Below are 19,961 nucleotides of genomic sequence, written 5' to 3' on the forward strand. Positions count from 1 at the left end.
CGGCCTTTCCGGACGGATCAGCGAATGCGGCCGTGGGCCAGCGCGGAAAGCGCGGCGGGGCGCAGCGCGTCGGTGCGGTTCCACAGCTCCGGCGCCACGCTCTCGCGCTGACCGGCCAGTTCGACGGCTTCGAAACCGGCCTGGCGCAGGAGATCGGCCATCTCGGCGGGGGAGAGGAACGTGCGCCACGGCTCGCCCTGTTCCGCGGCGACCGGGGCGACGGCTTCGGCGTAGGCGTTTCCGGCCGCGTCCCGCAGTTCCGGGGGAAGCAGGTGATCGGTCGCGATTTCCGATCCCGGGGCGAAACCGCCGAGATCCGTCAATGTGGCGAGAATCGCCTTCCGGGTCAGGTACACGGTGACACCGAGCCAGCTGACGAACACGGGGCGAAACGGGTCGAGTCCACTCTGGACGAGCCGTTCCCGGAGCGGATCGGCTTCGAAGTCGACCGGGACGAAGGTGACCGAAGCGGGCACGGTGACGCCGGCGCGTTCGAGCAGTTCCCGTTTGACGGCCTGGGTCGCCGCCCGGTCGACCTCGAACACCCGGAATCGTCCGGGTACGCTGCGATAGGCGAACGAATCCAGCCCGGCGCCGAGAATCACATACTGGTCTATACCGGAATTGCCGCGGGTGAGCCGGTCTTCGGTGAACCGGGCGCGGCACACCGCTTGGGCGCGGGCGCCGGCCAGGACGGGATGCGTGCCGTGGACGTGGTGATAGGCCAGGAGTTCGTCGGCGTGGTCGCCGAGGAGCGTCGCGGCCAGGGTGTCGGAGAAGATGACGGGCTCGGCGTCGACGAGCAAATGTGCCGCGCGCGCGGCGGCCGCGGTGAAGGCGGTGCGGCTGACGCGGGGAGCAATACCGGGAAAGTCGGCGGTGGTCATGCGTCCACGGTACCGATTTGATTCCAAGCATATCACAAAAACAAATCTTCGACAAGATCACGCGCATTTCGGCTCGGTTGCGGTCACCCTGGACGAGGGCGACGCGGTCGCCCCGGCGGCCATTGTGGACGCTTCACGGGTGTCGCGCGTGCCGGACGGGATTCGACAGGTTAGGGTCTGTCCGACCGTGTTCTGGAGAAGATGAGGAACGACGAACCATGGCGCAACGGGTGCACGTCGAGATGGTGGACGACCTCGACGGGAGCGAAGCTTCGCAGACCGTCCCCTTCAGCCTCGACGGGGTGACGTACGAGATCGACCTGTCCGAGGACAACGCTTCCGCGCTCCGTGACGAACTCGCCCGTTACGTCGGCGCGGCGCGGCGCACCGGCGGCCGCAAGGTGCGCCTCGCGACCGGCCAGTCGCTGTCGGGCTCGGCGGGCTCGGGGACGGACCGCGAGCGCAACCGCCAGATCCGCGAGTGGGCGCAGGCGAACGGCTACGAGGTCGCCGAGCGCGGCCGCCTGTCGAGCGAGATCATCGCGGGCTTCGAGGCCGAGCAGGCCGCGGAGGCGGAGCCGGTGGAGACCAAGCCGGCCCGCAAGCGCGCGGCGCGCAAGAAGGCCTGACGCCGGGATCGCTTGCCGGACAAGGAAAGTCCTCACGGTTTCGCCGCGGTCGTGAAGGCGGGCGGGCCGGGGGAGGTTCGACAGGTCGGTTTCGCGCGCCCGGAGCAGGGGGAGCTCCGGCGCGCGAGCTGGGTCGGAGGCTGCGGGGTTTTTGCCCCGTTGACGGTGTGGTGCTGGCCGTGTTGCCCGCGCTGCTGCGGCGCCGACGGTGTTCCCGTGCGGCCGCCGCTGGCGCTGACCGTGTTTCCCGTCGAGCCGCCGGTGCGGTGCTGACCGTGTTGCCCGCGCTGCTGCGGCGCCGACATTGTTCCCGCGCGGCCGCCGCTGGTGTCGACCGTGCTTTCCACTCAGCCGCCTGTGCGGTGCCGATCATGTTGCCCGCGCTGCTGCGCCAACCGTATTTCCCACGCGGGCCGAGGTGGTTCGACCCTCGCCCGCAGCCCTCGTAGCCGGTCCGCCCGGCGCGTCGGCCTCCCTTTGTCGCGTGTGGATCTCCACAGGAACCCGGACCACTCGGTAGCCGGAGGTCACGCGCCGTTGCCCCGGCGCTAAAAAGCCGCGGCACGCGGACATTTCCCGGCCGGTAACGCTTGTCGGAGGGTGGCTCCGATCGCCAGACTGTCAGTGCTCCGCGCGCGGCCGGTACCGCGCCGGAGCACGGCCCGGTGGCCGCCTCCTCCCTCGATGGCCACCGGGCCGCCTTGCGCCCGGCCCCTCTCGCCGCGAAGCGCTTTCCCCTGGACATTCGACTCCGGCAAGCGCACACTCAGACTACTCCATACTGCATACAATCTTCAGTCGAGGGTTCCGAGGAGGCGGTCACCATGGCCGAGGTCCGCGAGCTCCAGGACGTCTACGGACGGCGGTACCGCGTCGGCGAGTCCGACCGCGAGCTGCTCGGCCGGCCGCGGACGTGGGTCACCTGGCTGGCCGCCGCGGCGATGCTGGCCGCCGGGGTGCAGCAGTACGGCTTCGGCGCGCTCGTCCCCGTGCTGGCCGGGACGCACGGCTGGACGTTCGGCGCCATCGTGCTCTCGCTCGCGGTGTGGGCGATCTGCCAGGCCGGGGCCGCTTTCCCGACCGCGTGGCTGCGCGAACGCGGCCTGCTCCCCGCGCCTGCGGCGATGGCCGCCGGCGCCGTGCTGTGCGCCGCCGGGCTGGTGACGCTCGGCCACGCGACCAGCCTGCTCACCGTCTTCCTCGGCTACTCCGTCCTCGGCGGCCTCGGCACCGGCGTGGTCTACGCGACCTGCGTCGGCGCGGTGCTGGCCTGGTTCCCGGACCGCACCGGCCCCAGCGCGGGTGTCGTGAGCGGCGCGTTCGCCTACGGCAGCGTCCCCTTCGTCGTGCTCGCCGCCGCCCTGCCGGCGGCGCGGCCGGCGCTGCTCGACGGCACCGCGGCCGTCGTCTTCGTCGTGATCGCCGGCTGCGCCCTGCTGCTGCGGTACCCGCCGCGGCACTGGTGGCCCGCGACACCCGAACCGCGCACGTGGGCCCTCGACCGGGCCCACAACCGGCGCCCCGCCGTCCGGCACTACCGGCCCGCGGAGCTGTTCCGGTGCGGGACGACCCTCGCGCTGTACCTGGTCGTCGTGCTCGCGGCCGCGGTGCTGCTGTTCGACCTCGCCTACCTCGCGACGTTCGTCGCCGAGCGCAGCGGACCCGGCCTCGCCGCGGCCGCGCTCGCGCTGCTCGCCGCGGCGACCGGCAGCGGCCGGGTGCTCATCGGCCGGCTCGCCGACCGGCTCGGCCGGCACCGGATCCTCCGGTTCGCGCTGCTCGCCGGCGGTGTCGCCCAGTTCGTCCTCTTCTATTCGGGCGAACACCGGCACGCCGTCGGGCTGCTGCTGGGCGTCGCGCTCGCCGGGCTCGGCAACGGCTGCTGCTACACGCTGCTGGTCGGCCTCGTGCGCGAGTACTTCGGCGAGGAGTCGGCCGCGCAGAACTTCGGGATCCTGTACTCGGCCAAGGCCGTCGGGGCGGTGGTCGGGATCGGGCTCGCCGCGCTCGTCGTGACGTCGCACGGGTTCCTCGCCGCCTTCGCCGCGGCGGGCGTGCTGAGCCTGGCCGGCGCGGTGCTCTCCGGGCGGCTGACCCAGCCGGGCCGGCCCAAGTCGCTGCTGCCGGCGGCCTGACGTGGGGCGGATGACGAGCCGGCGCCGCGTGCTGCGCGTCCACGACGGCGTGCACACCACGCGGCCGGACACGCTGACCGTCGAAGAACCCCTCGAGATCCGGGTGGCCGGGAAAGCGCTGTCCATCACCATGCGCACGCCCGGTGACGACTTCGACCTCGCCGCCGGCTTCCTGGTCGGCGAAGGTGTGGTGCGCGACGCGGCGGACATCCACTCGATCCGCTACTGCGCGGGCGCCACGGCCGACGGAAGCAACACGTACAACATCCTGGACGTCGTGCTGGCCCCGGGCGTCGCGCCACCGGACGCGTCGGTGGAGCGCAACTTCTACACGACGTCCTCGTGCGGGCTGTGCGGCAAGGCGAGCTTGGACGCGGTCCGGACCACGGTGACGTGGCCGGTGGCCGAGGACCCGTTCGGCACCGATCCGGCGACGCTGGCCGGGCTGCCGGACGAGCTCCGTGCGGCGCAACGGGTCTTCGACCGCACCGGCGGGCTGCACGCGGCGGGGCTGTTCGACGCCGACGGCAAGCTGCTGTGCCTGCGCGAGGACGTCGGCCGGCACAACGCGGTGGACAAGGTGGTCGGCTGGGCGACCCGCGACGGCAGGCTGCCGCTGTCGGGGACGGCCCTGATGGTCAGCGGGCGGGCGTCGTTCGAGCTGGTGCAGAAGGCGGTGATGGCCGGGATCCCGTTGCTGGCGGCGGTGTCCGCGCCGTCGTCGCTGGCGGTGGACCTGGCGGCCGAGCTGGGACTGACCCTGGTGGGGTTCCTGCGGGGCACGTCGATGAACGTCTACACGCGACCCGACCGGCTGGGCCTTCAGCCTAGCTGAGCGAGCAACGCGGCGACGGCGGGGGAGACGTCGCCGCGGTGCACGACACCGAGCTGCCACGCCGGCGGCCGGTCGAACCGCCGGACGGTGAGATCGGGGAACCGCGCGGCGGCCGAGGCGGGCAGCACGCAGGCGGCGAGCCCGGCCCGCAGCAACCCGGCGGCCACGGCGAGGTCGTCGACCTCTAGGGAGAGCCGGCGGCGGGGGAAGGCGCGGTCGACGGCCTCGCGGATCGCCCAGCCGGCCGGGAAGTCCACGAGGGACAGTTCGGACAGATCGGCGGGCGCCGAGGGAGACCCGCCGGGCGCGGTGGCGAGGACGAGTTCTTCGCCGGGCAGCGGGGTGACGGCCAGCCCCGGCGCGAAAGGGCCGGCGCACGAAGCGAAGCCGGAGATGGCTGCGGGATCCGCCTCGGCGAGGCCGGGCGTGGCCGATCCGGCGGCTGCGAAGCTGTTCGGCGCCGGATCGCTCGGGCGGGCCGCCGTATCCAGAGCCCCGTCCGCGTCCGCCGTCAGCACCGCGTCCACAGTAGACTCCGCGACCGCCCCCGGTCCATCGCAGGCGGCGACCTGCCGGACCTCCACCGCCAGCCCCGGGTGCACGTGCCGCAACGTGGCCAGGACCCGGTGCCAGTCCGCCAGCAACCCCGGGCAAACCCCCAGCCGCACTTGTCCGTTCACCGGGGACACGGCCGCCCGCGCGCGGGCGGCCGCTTCCAGGGCCGCCCGCGCGGCGGGCAGGAACGCCTCGCCGGCGGGCGTCAGCTCCACCCGGTGCGTCGTGCGGTGGAACAACGGTGCCCCCAGGTCGCGCTCGAGTGCGCGGACCACTGTGGACACCGTCGACTGGACCGTCCGCAGCCGGTGCGCGGCGGCGGTGAACCCGCCTTCCTCCGCGACCGCCACCACCACCGCCAGCTGCCGCAGCTCCATCACGGCACCTCGCCGGTGTGCCGCGGGAACGGGGACGCCCGCAGCCGCCGCGCGACCGCCGAGGTCATCCGAGTACCTCGCGGACCAGCGCCGCCGTCTCGCTCGGGGTGCGCCCGACGCGGATGCCCGCCGCTTCGAGGGCTTCCTTCTTCGCCGACGCCGTGCCCGCCGAGCCGGAGACGATCGCGCCCGCGTGGCCCATCGTCTTGCCCTCCGGGGCCGTGAAGCCGGCGACGTATCCGACGACCGGCTTGGACACGTTCGCCTTCACGAACTCGGCGGCCCGCTCCTCCGCGTCGCCGCCGATTTCGCCGATCAGCACGATCAGATCCGTCTCCGGGTCCTTTTCGAACGCTTCGACGGCGTCGATGTGCGTGGTGCCGATGATCGGGTCGCCGCCGATGCCGACGCAGGTGGAGAACCCGATGTCGCGCAGCTCGTGCATGAGCTGGTAGGTCAGCGTGCCGGACTTGGACACCAGCCCGATCCGCCCCGGGCCGGTGATGTCGGCCGGGATGATGCCCGCGTTGGACTTGCCGGGGGAGATGATGCCCGGGCAGTTCGGCCCGATGATCCGGGTGCGCCCACCCGCGGCGACGGCGTGGGACCACAGCCGCGCGGTGTCGTGCACCGGGACGCCCTCGGTGATCACCACCGCCAGCCCGATGCCCGCGTCGACGGCTTCGATCACCGCGTCGGCGACGAACGGCGGGGGCACGAACAACACGCAGACATCCGCGCCGGTGGCCGCCATCGACTCCGCGACACTGTCGAACACCGGCAGCGAACGACCGGCGATCTCCACCTGCTGCCCGGCTTTGCGCGGGTTGACGCCGCCGACGACGTTCGTGCCGGCCGCCAGCATCCGGCGCGTGTGCTTGGCGCCTTCGGAACCGGTGATGCCGGAGACGACGATCCGGCTGTTCTCGTCCAGGAAGATGGCCACGGCTCAGACCTCCGCGATCGCGAGCTTCGCCGCCTCGCGGGCGGCGTCGTCCATGGTGGCCACCACGGTGACCAGGGGGTGGGCGGCGTCGGCGAGGATCCGCCGGCCTTCGGTGACGTTGTTGCCGTCGAGCCGGACCACCAGGGGCTTGGTGGCGCGGGCACCCAGGACCTCCAGTGACCGCACGATCCCGGTCGCGACGGCGTCGCACGCGGTGATGCCGCCGAAGACGTTGACGAACACGCTGCTCACCTGGGGGTCGCCGAGGATCACGGTCAGCCCGTCGACCATCACCTGCGCCGACGCGCCGCCGCCGATGTCGAGGAAGTTCGCCGGGCCGCGCGCGCCGGCTTCCGCGGCGGCCGCCGCCACGACGTCCAAAGTGGACATGACCAGGCCGGCGCCGTTGCCGATCACGCCGATGTCGCCGTCGAGCTTGACGTAGTTGAGGCCCTTCGACCGGGCTTCCCGTTCCAGGGGGTCGCCGTCCGCGGTGTCGTCGAACGCCGCGGAACGGCGGAAGAACGCGTTGTCGTCGAGTGTGATCTTGCCGTCCAGCGCGACGATCCCGGTCGACGTGCTGGCCAGGGGATTCACCTCGACCAACGTGCAGTCTTCGGCGACGAACACGTCCCACAGCTTCTCGACGACGCCGGCGACCTCGCCGCGGACGTCGGCGGGGAACGCGGCGGCGACGGCCACCGCGTCCACCCCGGCCAGGGGGTCGACCGGAACGCGGACGAGGGCGTCCGGCCGGGTCGCCGCGACCTCCTCGATCTCCATGCCGCCTTCGGTCGACGCCATCGCGAGGAACGTGCGCCCGGCGCGGTCGAGCAGGAAGGACAGGTAGTACTCCTCGGCGATCTCGCTGGCTTCGGTCACCAGGACCCGGTGCACGGTGTGGCCCTTGATGTCCATGCCGAGGATGTCGTCGGCAGCCTGCTCGGCGTCGTCGGCCGTCCGCACCACGCGGACACCGCCCGCTTTGCCGCGGCCGCCGGTCTTCACCTGGGCCTTGATCACGACCGGGCCGCCGAGGTCCGCCGCGGCGGAGCGGGCCGACGCGGGGTCGGCGGCGACCCGGCCGCGGGGGACGGGCACACCGTGCTTCTCGAAGAGATCGCGTGCTTCGTGTTCGAAGAGGTCCATGCGGGGGCGTCCTTTCCGCGGCGGGGCAGGGCGAAGGGCGTGGAGTGGTGCTCCGCGGGGGCGGGATCGAGGCCCGGGAAAAACCCTGCGGATGGCCCTGGACACGGGCTGCTTGAGGAGTGACTATATGCCTACCCCATACGGTATGCAATCTACAGTCTGCCGCGAAGAGGTCGCTGACCTCGACGGACGCCGGGAACGGCGACGAGCGGACGGGAGTACGCACCGCCGGACAAGAGAGATCCGGCGGCGGACCAGAGGAGTTGAGCAATGGCGCTGACAATGACCGGCACCACCGCGGGGGAGAGTGCCGCGGCGACGAACGGCGCCGAGCCCGCGCCCGCCGAAATCTCGGGCGGCCACCTCGTGGCGAAGGCGCTGAAGGCCGAAGGGGTCGACACGATCTTCACCCTCTGCGGCGGCCACATCATCGACATCTATGACGGCTGCGTCGACGAAGGCATCCAGGTCATCGACGTCCGGCACGAGCAGGTCGCCGCGCACGCGGCCGACGGCTACGCGCGGATCACCGGCAAGCCCGGCTGCGCGGTGGTCACCGCCGGACCCGGCACCACCGACGCCGTCACCGGGGTCGCGAACGCGTTGCGCGCGGAAAGCCCGATGCTGCTCATCGGCGGCCAGGGTGCGCTGACCCAGCACAAGATGGGGTCCCTGCAGGACCTCCCGCACGTGGACATGATGACGCCGATCACCAAGTTCGCCGCCACCGTGCCGCACACCGCGCGCGTCGCCGACCTCGTCTCGATGGCGTTCCGCGAGGCGTACGCGGGCGCGCCCGGTCCGTCGTTCCTGGAGATCCCGCGCGACGTCCTCGACGCGCGCGTACCCCTGGAGCAGGCCCGCATCCCCGAAGCCGGCCGCTACCGCGCGTCCACGAGGAACGCCGGCGACCCCGCCGACGTCGAGAAGCTCGCCGACCTGCTGGTGCACGCGAAGAAGCCGGCCATCCTGCTCGGCAGCCAGGTCTGGACCACGCGGGCCACCGAGCCGGCCGTCGACCTGGTGCGCACGCTCAACATCCCGGCGTACATGAACGGCGCCGGCCGCGGCACGCTGCCGCCGGGCGACCCGCACCACTTCCAGCTCTCGCGCCGCTACGCCTTCGACAACGCCGACGTCATCGTCATCGTCGGCACCCCGTTCGACTTCCGGATGGGCTACGGCAAGCGGCTGTCGAAGGACGCCACCGTCGTCCAGATCGACCTCGACTACCGCACGGTCGGCAAGAACCGCGACGTCGACCTCGGCATCGTCGGCGACGCCGGCCAGGTCCTGGCCGCCGTCGCCGAGGCCGCGTCCGGCCGCACCGACAACGGGGCCGTCGGCCGCAAGGCCTGGCTGGAAGAACTCCAGGCCGTGGAGGAGAAGGCGAAGCAGAAGCGGCTGCCGCTGCAGCACTCCGACGCGAGCCCGATCCACCCGTACCGGCTGGTCCACGAGATCAACGAGTTCCTCACCGAGGACTCGATCTACATCGGCGACGGCGGCGACATCGTCACCTTCTCCGGCCAGGTCGTGCAGCCCAAGTCGCCCGGGCACTGGATGGACCCGGGTCCACTCGGGACACTCGGCGTCGGCATCCCGTTCGTCATGGCCGCCAAGCACGCGCGTCCGGACAAGGAAGTCGTCGCGCTCTTCGGCGACGGCGCCTTCAGCCTCACCGGCTGGGACTTCGAGACGCTGGTGCGGTTCGACCTGCCGTTCGTGGGGATCGTCGGCAACAACTCCTCGATGAACCAGATCCGCTACGGCCAGGCGGCGAAGTACGGCCTGCCGCGCGAGCGCATCGGCAACACCCTCGGCGACGTCCGCTACGACGAGTTCGCGCGGATGCTCGGCGGGTACGGCGAAGAGGTCCGCGACCCGGCCGACATCGGGCCGGCGCTGCTGCGGGCCCGGGAGTCCGGCAAGCCGTCGCTGATCAACGTCTGGGTCGACCCCGACGTGTACGCCCCCGGAACCATGAACCAGACCATGTACAAGTGAGCGGAGGCCAAGGCATGGGTAAGGCACTGGAGGGCGTCCGCGTCCTCGACATGACGCACGTGCAGTCCGGTCCGTCGTCGACGCAGCTGCTCGCCTGGCTCGGCGCGGACGTCATCAAGCTGGAGACCCCCGGCCGGGGCGACATCACGCGCGGGCAGCTGCGTGACCTCCCCGGCGTCGACAGCCTCTACTTCACGATGCTGAACTCCAACAAGCGCAGCATCACGCTCAACATGAAGAGCGACGAAGGCAAGGAAGTCTTCGAACGGCTCGTGTCCGGAGTGGACATCCTGGTCGAGAACTTCGGCCCGGGCGTCGTCGACCGCTTCGGCTACCCGTGGGAGAAGCTCTCGGCGCTGAACCCGCGGCTGATCTACGCCTCCATCAAGGGGTTCGGGCCCGGCCGCTACGCCGACTTCAAGGCCTACGAGGTGATCGCGCAGGCCATGGGCGGCGCGATGAGCACCACCGGCTTCGAAGAGGGACCGCCGACCGCGACCGGCGCGCAGATCGGCGACTCGGGCACCGGCATCCACCTGGTGGCCGCCATCCTCGCCGCGCTGTTCCAGCGGACCTCCACCGGCCGCGGCCAGCGCGTCCAGGTCGCCATGCAGGACGCCGTGCTCAACCTCTGCCGGGTCAAGCTGCGCGACCAGCAGCGCCTGGCGCACGGGCCGCTCGGCGAATACCCGAACGACCAGTTCGGCGACGAGGTCCCGCGCTCGGGCAACGCTTCCGGCGGCGGCCAGCCCGGCTGGGCGGTCAAGTGCGCGCCCGGCGGGCCGAACGACTTCATCTACGTGATCGTCCAGCCACCCGGGTGGGCGCCGCTCGCGCGGCTGATCGGCAAGGAGGAGCTGGCCGAGGACCCGGCCTGGGCCACGCCGGAAGTCCGGTTGTCCAAACTGGACAAGATGTTCGCCCTCGTCGAGGAGTGGACCGAGAAGCACACGAAGTGGGAGGTGATGGAGAAGCTGAACGCCCACAACATCCCGTGCGGCCCGATCCTGTCCACGAAGGAACTGATCGAGGACGAGACGCTGGCCGACCTCGGCTCGGTCGTCGAGGTGGCGCACCCGGAACGCGGCAGCTTCAAGACCGTCGGCTGCCCGCTGAAGCTGTCGGACTCGCCGGTCGAGATCGAACGCTCGCCGCTGCTGGGCGAGCACAACGACGAGGTGCTGGCCGAACTCGGCTACAGCGAGGCCGAGCTGGACAAGTTCCGCGCCGCGGGGGTGATCTGAGTGGGGGATCGCGCGGCGGTCGAAAAGGTCCTCGCCGAGGCGGCGGCCGAAGGACGGTCCTCGCTGACCGCGCCCGAGGGGCGTGCGGTCTGCGAGGCCTACGGCATCCCGACACCCGCCGAGCGGCTGGCGACCACGGCCGAAGAAGCCGTGACGCACGCGGAAGCCATCGGGCTGCCGGTGGTGCTCAAGATCGTGTCACCGGACATCCTGCACAAGACCGAGGCCGGTGGCGTGCTCGTCGGCCTGCGGGACGCCGAAGCGGTGCGGGCGGGCTTCGCGAAGATCGTCGAGAACGCGAAGGCGTACCACGCCGACGCGCGGATCGTCGGTGTCCAGGTGCAGCAGATGCTCACCGAAGGGCAGGAAGTGATCATCGGCTCGGTCACCGATCGGACCTTCGGCAAGGTCGTCGCGTTCGGGCTGGGCGGTGTCCTGGTGGAGGTGCTCAAGGACGTCACCTTCCGGCTCGCGCCGACGTCGACCGGGGAAGCGCTCTCCATGATCGACGGCATCCAGGCCGCCGAGATCCTGCGCGGGGTCCGCGGCGCGGACCCGGTCGACCGGGACGCCCTGGCGGCCGTGATCACCGGGCTGGGGGAGCTCGTCGCCGACTTCCCCCAGCTGTCCGAAGTGGACCTGAACCCGGTGCTCGCGACCCCGCACGGGGCCACCGCGGTCGACGTGCGGATCCTGGTCGACCCCGACGCGGCGAAGGAGCCGGTCCGGTTCACCCAGGAGGAGATCCTCGCCTCGATGAACCGGATCATGAAGCCGGCGTCGATCGCGGTGATCGGCGCGTCGGCCGAGGCCGGCAAGATCGGCAACTCGGTGATGAAGAACCTGGTCAACGGCGGGTACGCGGGGGAGATCCACCCGATCAACCCGAAGGCCGCCGAGATCCTCGACCGCAAGGCCTACGCGAGCATCACCGACGTTCCCGGCGACGTCGACGTCGCGGTCTTCGCCATCCCGGCGAAGTTCGTCCCCGCGGCGCTGGAGGAGGTCGGCCGGAAGGGCGTGGCCGGCGCCATCCTCATTCCCTCCGGCTTCGGCGAGACCGGCAACATCGAGCTGCAGGACGAGGTCGTGGCGATCGCGCGCAAGCACGGCGTCCGCATCCTCGGGCCGAACATCTACGGCTACTACTACACGCCGGAGAACCTTTCGGCGACGTTCTGCACGCCGTACGACGTCAAAGGCGGGGTGGCTCTGTCGTCGCAGAGCGGCGGCATCGGGATGGCGATCCTCGGGTTCAGCCGCTCGGCGAGGATGGGCGTGTCCTCGATCGTCGGCGTGGGCAACAAGGCCGACATCGACGAGGACGACCTGCTCACCTTCTTCGAGCAGGACGACAACACCCAGCTCGTCGCGATGCACCTCGAAGACCTCAAGGACGGCCGGTCGTTCGCGGAAACGGCGAAGCGGGTCTCGCAGCACAAGCCGGTGGTGGTCCTGAAGGCCGGCCGGACGTCGCAGGGTGCCAAGGCGGCCAGCTCGCACACCGGCGCGCTGGCCGGCGACGACAAGGTCTACGACGACATCCTCCGCCAGAGCGGGGTGATCCGGGCGCCCGGGCTGAACGACATGCTCGAGTACGCCCGCGGCATCCCGCTGCTGCCGACGCCGAAGGGCGAGAACGTCGTCATCATCACCGGCGCCGGCGGGTCCGGCGTGCTGCTGTCGGACGCCTGCGTCGACAACGGGCTGAGCCTGATGGAGATCCCGCCGGACCTCGACACGGCCTTCCGGGCGTTCATCCCGCCGTTCGGCGCGGCCGGCAACCCCGTCGACATCACCGGCGGCGAGCCGCCCTCGACCTACCGCAACACGATCGCGCTGGGCCTCGAGGACGACCGCGTCCACGCCCTGATCCTGGGCTACTGGCACACCATCGTCACCCCGCCGATGGTGTTCGCCGAACTGGTCGCGGAGGTGGTAGAGGAATACCGCGCGAAAGGGATCCACAAGCCTGTTGTCGCGTCGCTGTCCGGCGACGTCGAAGTCGAGGAGGCGAGCGACTACTTGTACGACCGCGGCGTCGTCGCGTACCCCTACACCACCGAGAAGCCCGTGGCGGTGCTCGGTGCGAAGTACCGCTGGGCGCGAGCCGCGAACCTGCTGCCGAACCTGAGTCAACGGTGACGAAGGAGAACTTTCATGACCGCAGCCACATACCAGGAGATCACTGACGAGAACGGGAGAGTTTACCGGGTAGGCGAGTCGCCGCAGGACATCATGGGGCGCTCACGCAGCTGGATGGTCTGGCTGCCCTGGATCGCCATGATGGCGGTCAGCGTGTTCGAGTACGGCTGGGGCGCCGTCGAAGGCACCCTCGAAGAGAAGTACGGCTGGACGCTCTCGGACGCGTTCTGGCTGGCGAGCATCTGGGCGGTGTTCCAGGCCGGGGTGGCCTTCCCGGCGGGCCGGCTGAGGGAGAAGAACCTCGTCTCGGCCAAGACGGCGATGCTGATCGGTGCCGTCTGCAGCGGTATCGGCTACTTCACCATCGCGCACAGCGGGAACCTGACGCTGGCGTTCATCGGGTACTCCGTCCTCGGCGGCACCGGCGCCGGGCTCGTGTACGCGACCTGCATCAACATGGTCGGCAAGTGGTACCCGGAGAAGCGCGGCGCGCGGACCGGGTTCGTGAACGGCGGCTTCGCCTACGGCTCGGTGCCGTTCATCTACCTCTTCAGCGCGTTCCTCGGCCACGAGAACGTCACCGGGGTGCTCGACGGCATCGGCCTGTACATGCTGATCGTCGTCGGCGTCTGCGGGTTCCTGTTCAAGGACCCGCCGAAGAGCTGGTGGCCGAAGGAGGTCGACCCGCTGACCTGGGCCAAGGGCAAGGTCGGCGTGAAGACGCTCGCCAAGAACCCGCCGGCAGTCCGGCAGTTCACGCCGATGGAGGCGATCCGCACCGGCATGCTCCCGCTGATGTGGGTGTGCCTGGTGATCATCGGCGGGGTGTCGCTGTTCGGCATCAACTTCCAGGTGCCGTTCGCCAAGGAGAGCCACTTCGGCGCGTTCGTCGCGGCTTCCTCGGCCGGTGTGCTGGCCATCGTGAACGGCACCGGCCGCGCGGTCGTCGGCTGGGCGTCGGACAAGATCGGGCGCAAGCAGACGCTGACCCTGGTGCTGGTGATCGCGGCCGGTGCGCAGTTCGGCGTGCTGTACGCCGGGAACACGCACAACCTGGTGCTGTTCATGGTGTTCGCGTTCCTGACCGGGTTCGGCGGCGGTGCGTTCTACCCGCTGTTCGCCGCGCTCGTGCCGGACTACTTCGGCGAGAACAACAACGCGTCGAACTACGGCCTGGTCTACAGCGCGAAACTGGTCGGTGGCGTCGGCGGCGGCGGGCTCGCCGCGGGCGTCATCAGCGCGTGGGGCTACACCGGCGCGTACATCCTCGCCGGGTGCATCGCGCTCCTGTCCGCGGTGCTGACGCTGTTCCTGCGCCAGCCCGGCCGGACACGCCACCAGCTCGCCGAAACCGAGCTGGTGGCGCGGCCTTCCGCCGCGGCGGGCGGCTAGTCCGGTTACCCGCTCCCCGGTCCTGCTGCCATCAGGATCGGGGAGCCTCCGGACGTTCGTGGTAGGCCTGGCGGGTCCGTTCGGTGTGCCTGGCCATGATCTCTTCCGCGGCTTCGGCGTTCCCGCGCGAAATCGCATTGATCAGCTCGTCGTGCTCGTTCCACGCGTCCTTCCCGCGCGGGCGGGCGATCGGCGTGTAGTACCAGCGGACCCGGCGGTCGACGAGGCCGATCAGCTCCGCCAGCACGGCGTTCCCCGACAGCTGCGTGATAAACGCGTGGAGGGCGGCGTTGGCCGCGACCAGGCCCTCGGTGTCCTCGGCCCGCAGGGCCGTGATGCCCGCCTTCTGCAGCTCCCAGAGCCGTACGACGTCGTCGGCCGTCGCGTTGCCGGCGGCGAGCTTCGCCGAATGCGTCTCCAGCACGCTGCGGACGCTCAGCAGCTGGTCGGCCTCCTCGTCGGTCGGCAGGTGCACGAACGCGCCCTGGGCGGGCCGGAGGTCGACCCAGCCTTCGCTCTGCAGGCGCTGCAGGGCTTCGCGCACCGGCTGCCGGCTCACGCCGAGGTACTCGGCCAGATCGGCTTCGACCAGGTGCTGCCCGGGTTCGAGGGTGCGGTTGATGATCAGCTCGGCGAGGGCCTCGTAGACGACCTGCCGCAGCGGCGCGGGCCGTTCGACGCGCTTGGCGGCGGTCGAGCTGAGCGAGCCCTTGGCCGTGCGGCGACCGGTCGGGCCGCGGTCGGGGAGGGGAGAAGCGGGCTGGCTCACGGGACACCTCGATAGGGAGAGGAACGCGACGATCTGAGCTCAGGATACAGGTTTTGGTATGCAAAATCCCAGAACCTCACCCTGTCGGGAGATTCACGGCGGCTCCGGCCTCGAAAACCTGGTTTCCAGACCGGATCCAGGATACTGTATGCAATCACGCGCTGGACCGAACTCGGAGGCACATCATGAAGGTGGCTGTTCTCGGGGCCGGGGCGATCGGTGCCTACGTCGGGGCCGCGCTGCACCGCGGCGGGACCGAGGTGCACCTGATCGCCCGGCGCGCCCACCTCGCCGCGATGCGCGAGCACGGCGTCCGCGTGCTCAGCCCCCGCGGCGACTTCACCGCCCACCCGCACGTCACGGACGACCCGGCCGAAGTCGGTCCCGTCGACTTCGTGTTCCTGGGACTCAAAGCCAACTCCTACGCTTCGTGCGCCCCGCTGCTCGCCCCGCTGCTCGGACCGGACACCGCGGTCGTGGCGGCGCAGAACGGCATCCCGTGGTGGTACTTCCACGGCCTGCAGGGACACCCGCTCGAAGACCACCGGGTCGAGACCGTCGACCCGGGTGGCTCGGTGACCGCCGTGCTCGAGCTGCGGCGCGCGATCGGCTGCGTCGTCTACTGCTCCACGGTCATCGAGGAACCGGGCGTGATCCGGCACCTGGAAGGCACGCGGTTCTCCCTCGGCGAGCCGGACGGCGAGATCTCGGCGCGCTGCAAGGTGCTCAGCGCGGCGATGATCGCCGGCGGGCTCAAGGCCCCGGTCGAACCCCGGCTGCGCGACGACATCTGGATCAAGCTGATGGGCAACGTCGCCTTCAACCCGCTTTCGGCGCTGACCCGGGCGACCATGGCCCAGATGTGCGAGCACGACGACACGCGCGCGCTCGTCGCCACGATGATGACCGAGACCCTGGAGATCGCCCGCGCGGCGGGCAGCGACCCGGGCGTCTCGGTCGAGAAGCGCATCGACGGCGCCTGGCGCGTCGGGCACCACAAGACGTCGATGCTGCAGGACCTCGAAGCCGGCAAGCCCCTGGAGATCGACGCGATCATCGGCGCGGTCGTGGAGCTGGCCGGCCTCACCGGCGTGCCCGCGCCGGCGCTGCGGCACGTCCACGCCGCCATCTCGCTGCTCGACCACACCAGCAACCCGCCCGTCCCCGTCGGGGCGCACTGAACCGGAGGTGCCCGTGAAGCGCAGGAACACCGAGCCGTACGTCCGGCTCACCCAGCCCCTGGTGCGCGACTCCGGCGTGCTGCGCCCGGCGACTTGGGAAGAGGCCCTCGACCGGGCCGCCGCCGGGATCCGCCGGACCCTCGAGAGCAAGGGGCCCGAGGCGTTCGGGATGTTCTCGTGCGCCCGCGCGACCAACGAGATGAACTTCGTCGCCCAGAAGTTCACCCGCGCGGTGATCGGCACGAACAACGTCGACTCGTGCAACCGCACCTGCCACGCGCCGAGCGTCGCCGGGCTGGCGCGGGTGTTCGACAGCGGCGGCGGGACGTCGTCGTACGCGGAGATCGAGGACGCCGACGTCATCGTCATCTGGGGCGGCAACCCCCGTGAGGCGCACCCGATCTTCTTCCAGCACGTGCTCAAGGCCGTCCACAAGGGAGCGAAGCTCTTCGTCGTCGACCCGCGGCAGACGAGCACCGCCCGGTGGGCGCACCGGCAGTTGCAGCTCGAAGTCGGCACCGACATCCCGCTGGCCCACGCGATCGCCCGCGAGATCATCCACTCCGGACTCGCCAACACGACGTTCATCGAGCGCGCCACCGAGGGCTTCGCGGAATTCGCCGCGTCGGTCGAGCCGTGGACCCTGGAGGTCGCCGAGAAGACGACCGGTGTGCCGGCCGAGCTGATCAAGGAGCTCGCCCACACGTATGCCCGCGCCGACCGCGGCCAGCTGTCGTGGACCCTCGGCATCACCGAGCACCACAACGGCACCGACAACGTCCTCGCGCTGATCAACCTCGCGCTGCTGGCGGGGCAGGTCGGCCGCTACGGCGCCGGTCTGAACCCGTTGCGCGGGCAGAACAACGTCCAGGGCGGCGGCGACATGGGCGCCATCCCGGACCGGATGCCGGGCTTCCAGGACATCCTCGACGCGGGCGTCCGGGCGAAGTTCGACACCGCGTGGGGCTCGTCGATCCCGCCGCACAAGGGCCTCAACCTCACCCAGATGCTCGACGCGATGGAACGCGGCGACCTGACCTGCGTGTACATCATCGGCGAGAACCCGGTCCAGTCCGAAGCGGACTGCGAGCACACGGTCAAACGCCTGTCCAACGTGGACCACCTGGTGGTGCAGGACATCTTCCTCACCAAGACCGCGCAGCTGGCCGACGTCGTGCTGCCCGCGTCGGCGGCCTGGTGCGAGAGCGACGGCACGTTCACCAACTCCGAACGCCGCGTCCAGCGCGTCCGCCGCGCCCTCGAACCGCCCGACGGCGCGCGCGACGACATCGAGCTGCTGTCGGAGCTGGCCCGCCGGCTCGGCCACGACTGGCACTACACCGGCGGCCAGGAGGTCTGGGACGAGCTGCGGTCGCTGTCCCCGATGCACGCCGGGATGTCATACGCGCGGCTGGAAGAGCTCGGCGGCATCCAGTGGCCGTGCTACACCGAGGACACGCTCGAACCGACGTTCCTGCACGGCCGCCTGTGGGCCGAGGACCCGGCCGAGCGCGGCCGCCCGGCGCCGTTCACGGTGATCGAGCACAGCCCGCCGGTCGACCTGCTCACCGAAGAGTTCCCCATCCGGCTCACCACCGGCCGGCGCCTGGACTCCTACAACACCGGCGTCCAGTCCGGCGGGTTCCCGTCGCCGCTGCGGCAGGGCGAGACACTCGACCTCTGCCCGGAGGACGCGCGGTCGCTCGGCGTCGCCCCGGACGACCTCGTTCGCATCACGTCCCGGCGCGGCGAAATCGTCGCGCCGGTGCGGCTCGACACCGGGCTGAAGCCGGGGCTGGCGTTCATGACCTTCCACTTCCCGGACGAGGTCGACGTCAACGTCATCACCATCGAAGCGACCTGCCCGATCGCCGGGACCGCCGAGTACAAGGCCGCGGCCATCCGCGTCGAGAAGCTCACGGCGGAGGTCTGAAGTGGACCTCAAGCTCCTCGACGCCGTCGCGTCGCGTGAAGAACGGGCGGCGGTCGCCGGCTTCGAGGGCGGCGGCCGCGACCAGCTGCTGCCCGCGCTGCACGCGGTCAACGACCGGATCGGCTGGATCAGCCAGGGCGCCCTCAACCTCATCTGCGAGGCACTGCACGTGCCCCCGGCCGAGGCCTACGGCGTGGCCAGCTTCTACTCGCTGTTCGCGCTGGAGGAGCGGCCGGAACGCGTCGTGCACGTGTGCACCGACCTGGCGTGCCGGCTCAAGGGCGCGGACACGGTGTGCGACGTCCTCACCGAGCACGTCGGCGCCGCGGGGAAGGCGCGCGGCGGGGTCACGTGGCTGCGCAGCCCGTGCCTCGGCGTCTGCGAACGAGCCCCCGCGGCGCTGACGTTCCAGGCCGGCGACCCGGCCACCACCGAGCTGCTCGCCCCGGCGACCGGCGCCTCGGCGGTGCTGGCCGCCCAGCGTGCACCGTCCGCTTCGGACGGTGCGCCGCCGGTGATCCACCAGCGGGACGGACTGCGGCTGCTGCGCCGGGTCGGCGTGGTCGATCCGTCCAGTTTGGACGGCTACCGCGCGGCCGGTGGCTACGCCGCACTGCGCAACGCCCTGCGCATGGGCCAGGCGGCGGTGATCCGCGAGGTCACCGACTCCGGCCTGCTCGGCCGCGGTGGCGCGGCGTTCCCGACCGGGCGCAAGTGGGCGGCGACGGCCGCGCAGCCCGCCGGCCCGCACTACCTCGTCTGCAACGCCGACGAGAGCGAGCCCGGCACGTTCAAGGACCGCGTGCTGCTCGAAGGCGACCCGTTCGCGCTGGTCGAGTCCATGACGATCGCCGCGTTCGCCATCGGCGCCCGGCAGGGGTACGTCTACCTGCGCGGGGAGTACCCGCGCGCGTTGCGGTTGCTGCGCAACGCGATCGACGTGGCTCGTGAGCGCGGCTTCCTCGGCGTGGACATCATGGGCCACGAGGGGTTCTCGTTCGACATCGAGATCCGGCGCGGCGCGGGCGCGTACATCTGCGGCGAGGAAACCGCGATCTTCAACTCGATCGAGGGCTTCCGCGGCGAGCCCCGCACGAAGCCGCCGTTCCCGGTCGAGCAGGGGCTGTTCGGCAAGCCGACGGTGGTGAACAACGTCGAGACCTTGGTGAACGTGCCGCTGATCCTCACCGAGGGCGCGGTCGCCTACCGCTCCCTCGGCACGGAGGCCTCGGCCGGACCGAAGCTGTTCTGCCTGTCCGGCAACGTCGAACGGCCGGGCGTCTACGAGGTGCCGTTCGGTACGTCATTGCGCGAGTTGCTCGCGCTGGCCGGGGGAGTACCCGAGGGCCGCTCGCTGCGGGCGATCCTGCTGGGCGGCGCGGCCGGCGGGTTCGTCCGGCCGGACGAGCTGGACCTGCCGCTGACCTTCGAAGACGCGCGGGCGGCGAAGACGACGCTGGGGTCCGGGGTCGTCCTGGTGCTGGACGACCTGGCCGACCTCGGCGGGTTCCTGCTGCGGATCGCGGAGTTCTTCCGCGACGAGTCGTGCGGGCAGTGCGTCCCGTGCCGGATCGGGACCGTGCGGCAGGAGGAGGCGATCCGGCGCGTGCTGGCGGCCGGTTCGGAGGAGCGGCCGTTGCTGCGCGAGGTGGGCGGGGTCATGCGCGACTCGTCGATCTGCGGGCTCGGTCAGACCGCCTGGAACGCCATCGAGTCCGCCATCGACCGGTTGGGAGCACTGCAGTGACCAGCGACGACACACGCTTCCCAGTGGAGG

The 19,961-nt window shown here is 71.1% G+C and carries 15 protein-coding genes; 10 read left to right on the top strand and 5 right to left on the bottom strand.

Going from position 1 to position 19,961, the window contains the following annotated elements; translation table 11 throughout:
* Window positions 1-17: 17 nt before the first annotated feature.
* Complete coding sequence (locus BLV96_RS04970) at window positions 18-923, bottom strand: class I SAM-dependent methyltransferase (RefSeq protein WP_244180051.1); 906 nt, start codon at window positions 921-923, stop codon at window positions 18-20.
* A gap of 182 nt (window positions 924-1,105) precedes the next feature.
* On the opposite strand from BLV96_RS04970, the gene BLV96_RS04975 reads away from it, so the two are divergent.
* The 3 genes from BLV96_RS04975 to fdhD all read left to right on the top strand — a co-directional run bounded on the left by BLV96_RS04975 (window position 1,106) and on the right by fdhD (window position 4,486).
* Window positions 1,106-1,516 (top strand): histone-like nucleoid-structuring protein Lsr2, encoded by a 411-nt coding sequence (locus tag BLV96_RS04975; protein WP_091388781.1) that lies wholly within the window; start codon window positions 1,106-1,108, stop codon window positions 1,514-1,516.
* 824 nt (window positions 1,517-2,340) lie between these two features.
* Entirely contained in the window at window positions 2,341-3,651 is a 1,311-nt protein-coding gene (locus tag BLV96_RS04980; protein ID WP_086680905.1) for an OFA family MFS transporter, read from the top strand.
* 1 nt (window position 3,652) lies between these two features.
* A complete protein-coding gene (gene fdhD, locus BLV96_RS04985) occupies window positions 3,653-4,486 on the top strand; it encodes a formate dehydrogenase accessory sulfurtransferase FdhD (protein ID WP_208608133.1) in 834 nt (277 codons plus the stop codon).
* On the opposite strand, the gene BLV96_RS04990 is transcribed toward fdhD, so the two are convergent.
* The 3 genes from BLV96_RS04990 to sucC all read right to left on the bottom strand — a co-directional run bounded on the left by BLV96_RS04990 (window position 4,474) and on the right by sucC (window position 7,513).
* Window positions 4,474-5,418, bottom strand: coding sequence for a LysR family transcriptional regulator (locus BLV96_RS04990; protein ID WP_086680901.1), 945 nt, complete (start codon window positions 5,416-5,418; stop codon window positions 4,474-4,476). The genes fdhD and BLV96_RS04990 overlap by 13 nt on opposite strands.
* Window positions 5,419-5,482: 64 nt before the next feature.
* Window positions 5,483-6,364, bottom strand: coding sequence for a succinate--CoA ligase subunit alpha (gene sucD / locus BLV96_RS04995; RefSeq protein WP_086680899.1), 882 nt, complete (start codon window positions 6,362-6,364; stop codon window positions 5,483-5,485).
* Window positions 6,365-6,367: 3 nt separating this feature from the next.
* The gene (sucC, locus tag BLV96_RS05000; RefSeq protein ID WP_086680897.1) at window positions 6,368-7,513 is read right to left on the bottom strand and encodes an ADP-forming succinate--CoA ligase subunit beta; all 1,146 of its coding nucleotides are present in this window, start codon (window positions 7,511-7,513) and stop codon (window positions 6,368-6,370) included.
* A 270-nt stretch (window positions 7,514-7,783) separates the two neighbouring features.
* Between sucC and BLV96_RS05005 the strand changes: the two genes are divergently transcribed.
* The 4 genes from BLV96_RS05005 to BLV96_RS05020 are packed head-to-tail and all read left to right on the top strand — an operon-like array spanning window position 7,784 to window position 14,301.
* Entirely contained in the window at window positions 7,784-9,520 is a 1,737-nt protein-coding gene (locus BLV96_RS05005) for a thiamine pyrophosphate-binding protein (RefSeq protein WP_208608134.1), read from the top strand.
* A 14-nt stretch (window positions 9,521-9,534) separates the two neighbouring features.
* Entirely contained in the window at window positions 9,535-10,764 is a 1,230-nt protein-coding gene (frc, locus tag BLV96_RS05010; protein WP_086680895.1) for a formyl-CoA transferase, read from the top strand.
* Complete coding sequence (locus BLV96_RS05015) at window positions 10,765-12,909, top strand: acetate--CoA ligase family protein (RefSeq protein WP_086680893.1); 2,145 nt, start codon at window positions 10,765-10,767, stop codon at window positions 12,907-12,909.
* A 15-nt stretch (window positions 12,910-12,924) separates the two neighbouring features.
* The gene (locus BLV96_RS05020; RefSeq protein WP_086680892.1) at window positions 12,925-14,301 is read left to right on the top strand and encodes an OFA family MFS transporter; all 1,377 of its coding nucleotides are present in this window, start codon (window positions 12,925-12,927) and stop codon (window positions 14,299-14,301) included.
* Between the two features lie 31 nt (window positions 14,302-14,332).
* Here the strand turns inward: BLV96_RS05020 and BLV96_RS05025 are convergent, their stop codons facing one another.
* The gene (locus BLV96_RS05025; RefSeq protein ID WP_086680890.1) at window positions 14,333-15,070 is read right to left on the bottom strand and encodes a GntR family transcriptional regulator; all 738 of its coding nucleotides are present in this window, start codon (window positions 15,068-15,070) and stop codon (window positions 14,333-14,335) included.
* Window positions 15,071-15,255: 185 nt separating this feature from the next.
* Between BLV96_RS05025 and BLV96_RS05030 the strand changes: the two genes are divergently transcribed.
* Genes BLV96_RS05030 through BLV96_RS05040 form a run of 3 tightly spaced genes read left to right on the top strand, consistent with a single transcriptional unit; the run spans window position 15,256 to window position 19,931 of the window.
* On the top strand, window positions 15,256-16,251 hold the full coding sequence (locus BLV96_RS05030; RefSeq protein WP_086680887.1) for a 2-dehydropantoate 2-reductase: 996 nt from the start codon (window positions 15,256-15,258) through the stop codon (window positions 16,249-16,251).
* A 13-nt stretch (window positions 16,252-16,264) separates the two neighbouring features.
* Window positions 16,265-18,184 (top strand): molybdopterin oxidoreductase family protein, encoded by a 1,920-nt coding sequence (locus BLV96_RS05035; RefSeq protein ID WP_086680886.1) that lies wholly within the window; start codon window positions 16,265-16,267, stop codon window positions 18,182-18,184.
* A gap of 1 nt (window position 18,185) precedes the next feature.
* Complete coding sequence (locus BLV96_RS05040; RefSeq protein ID WP_086680884.1) at window positions 18,186-19,931, top strand: NAD(P)H-dependent oxidoreductase subunit E; 1,746 nt, start codon at window positions 18,186-18,188, stop codon at window positions 19,929-19,931.
* Window positions 19,932-19,961: the final 30 nt, after the last annotated feature.

Source organism: Amycolatopsis pretoriensis (genome assembly GCF_900107925.1).
GTDB lineage: Bacteria > Actinomycetota > Actinomycetes > Mycobacteriales > Pseudonocardiaceae > Amycolatopsis > Amycolatopsis pretoriensis.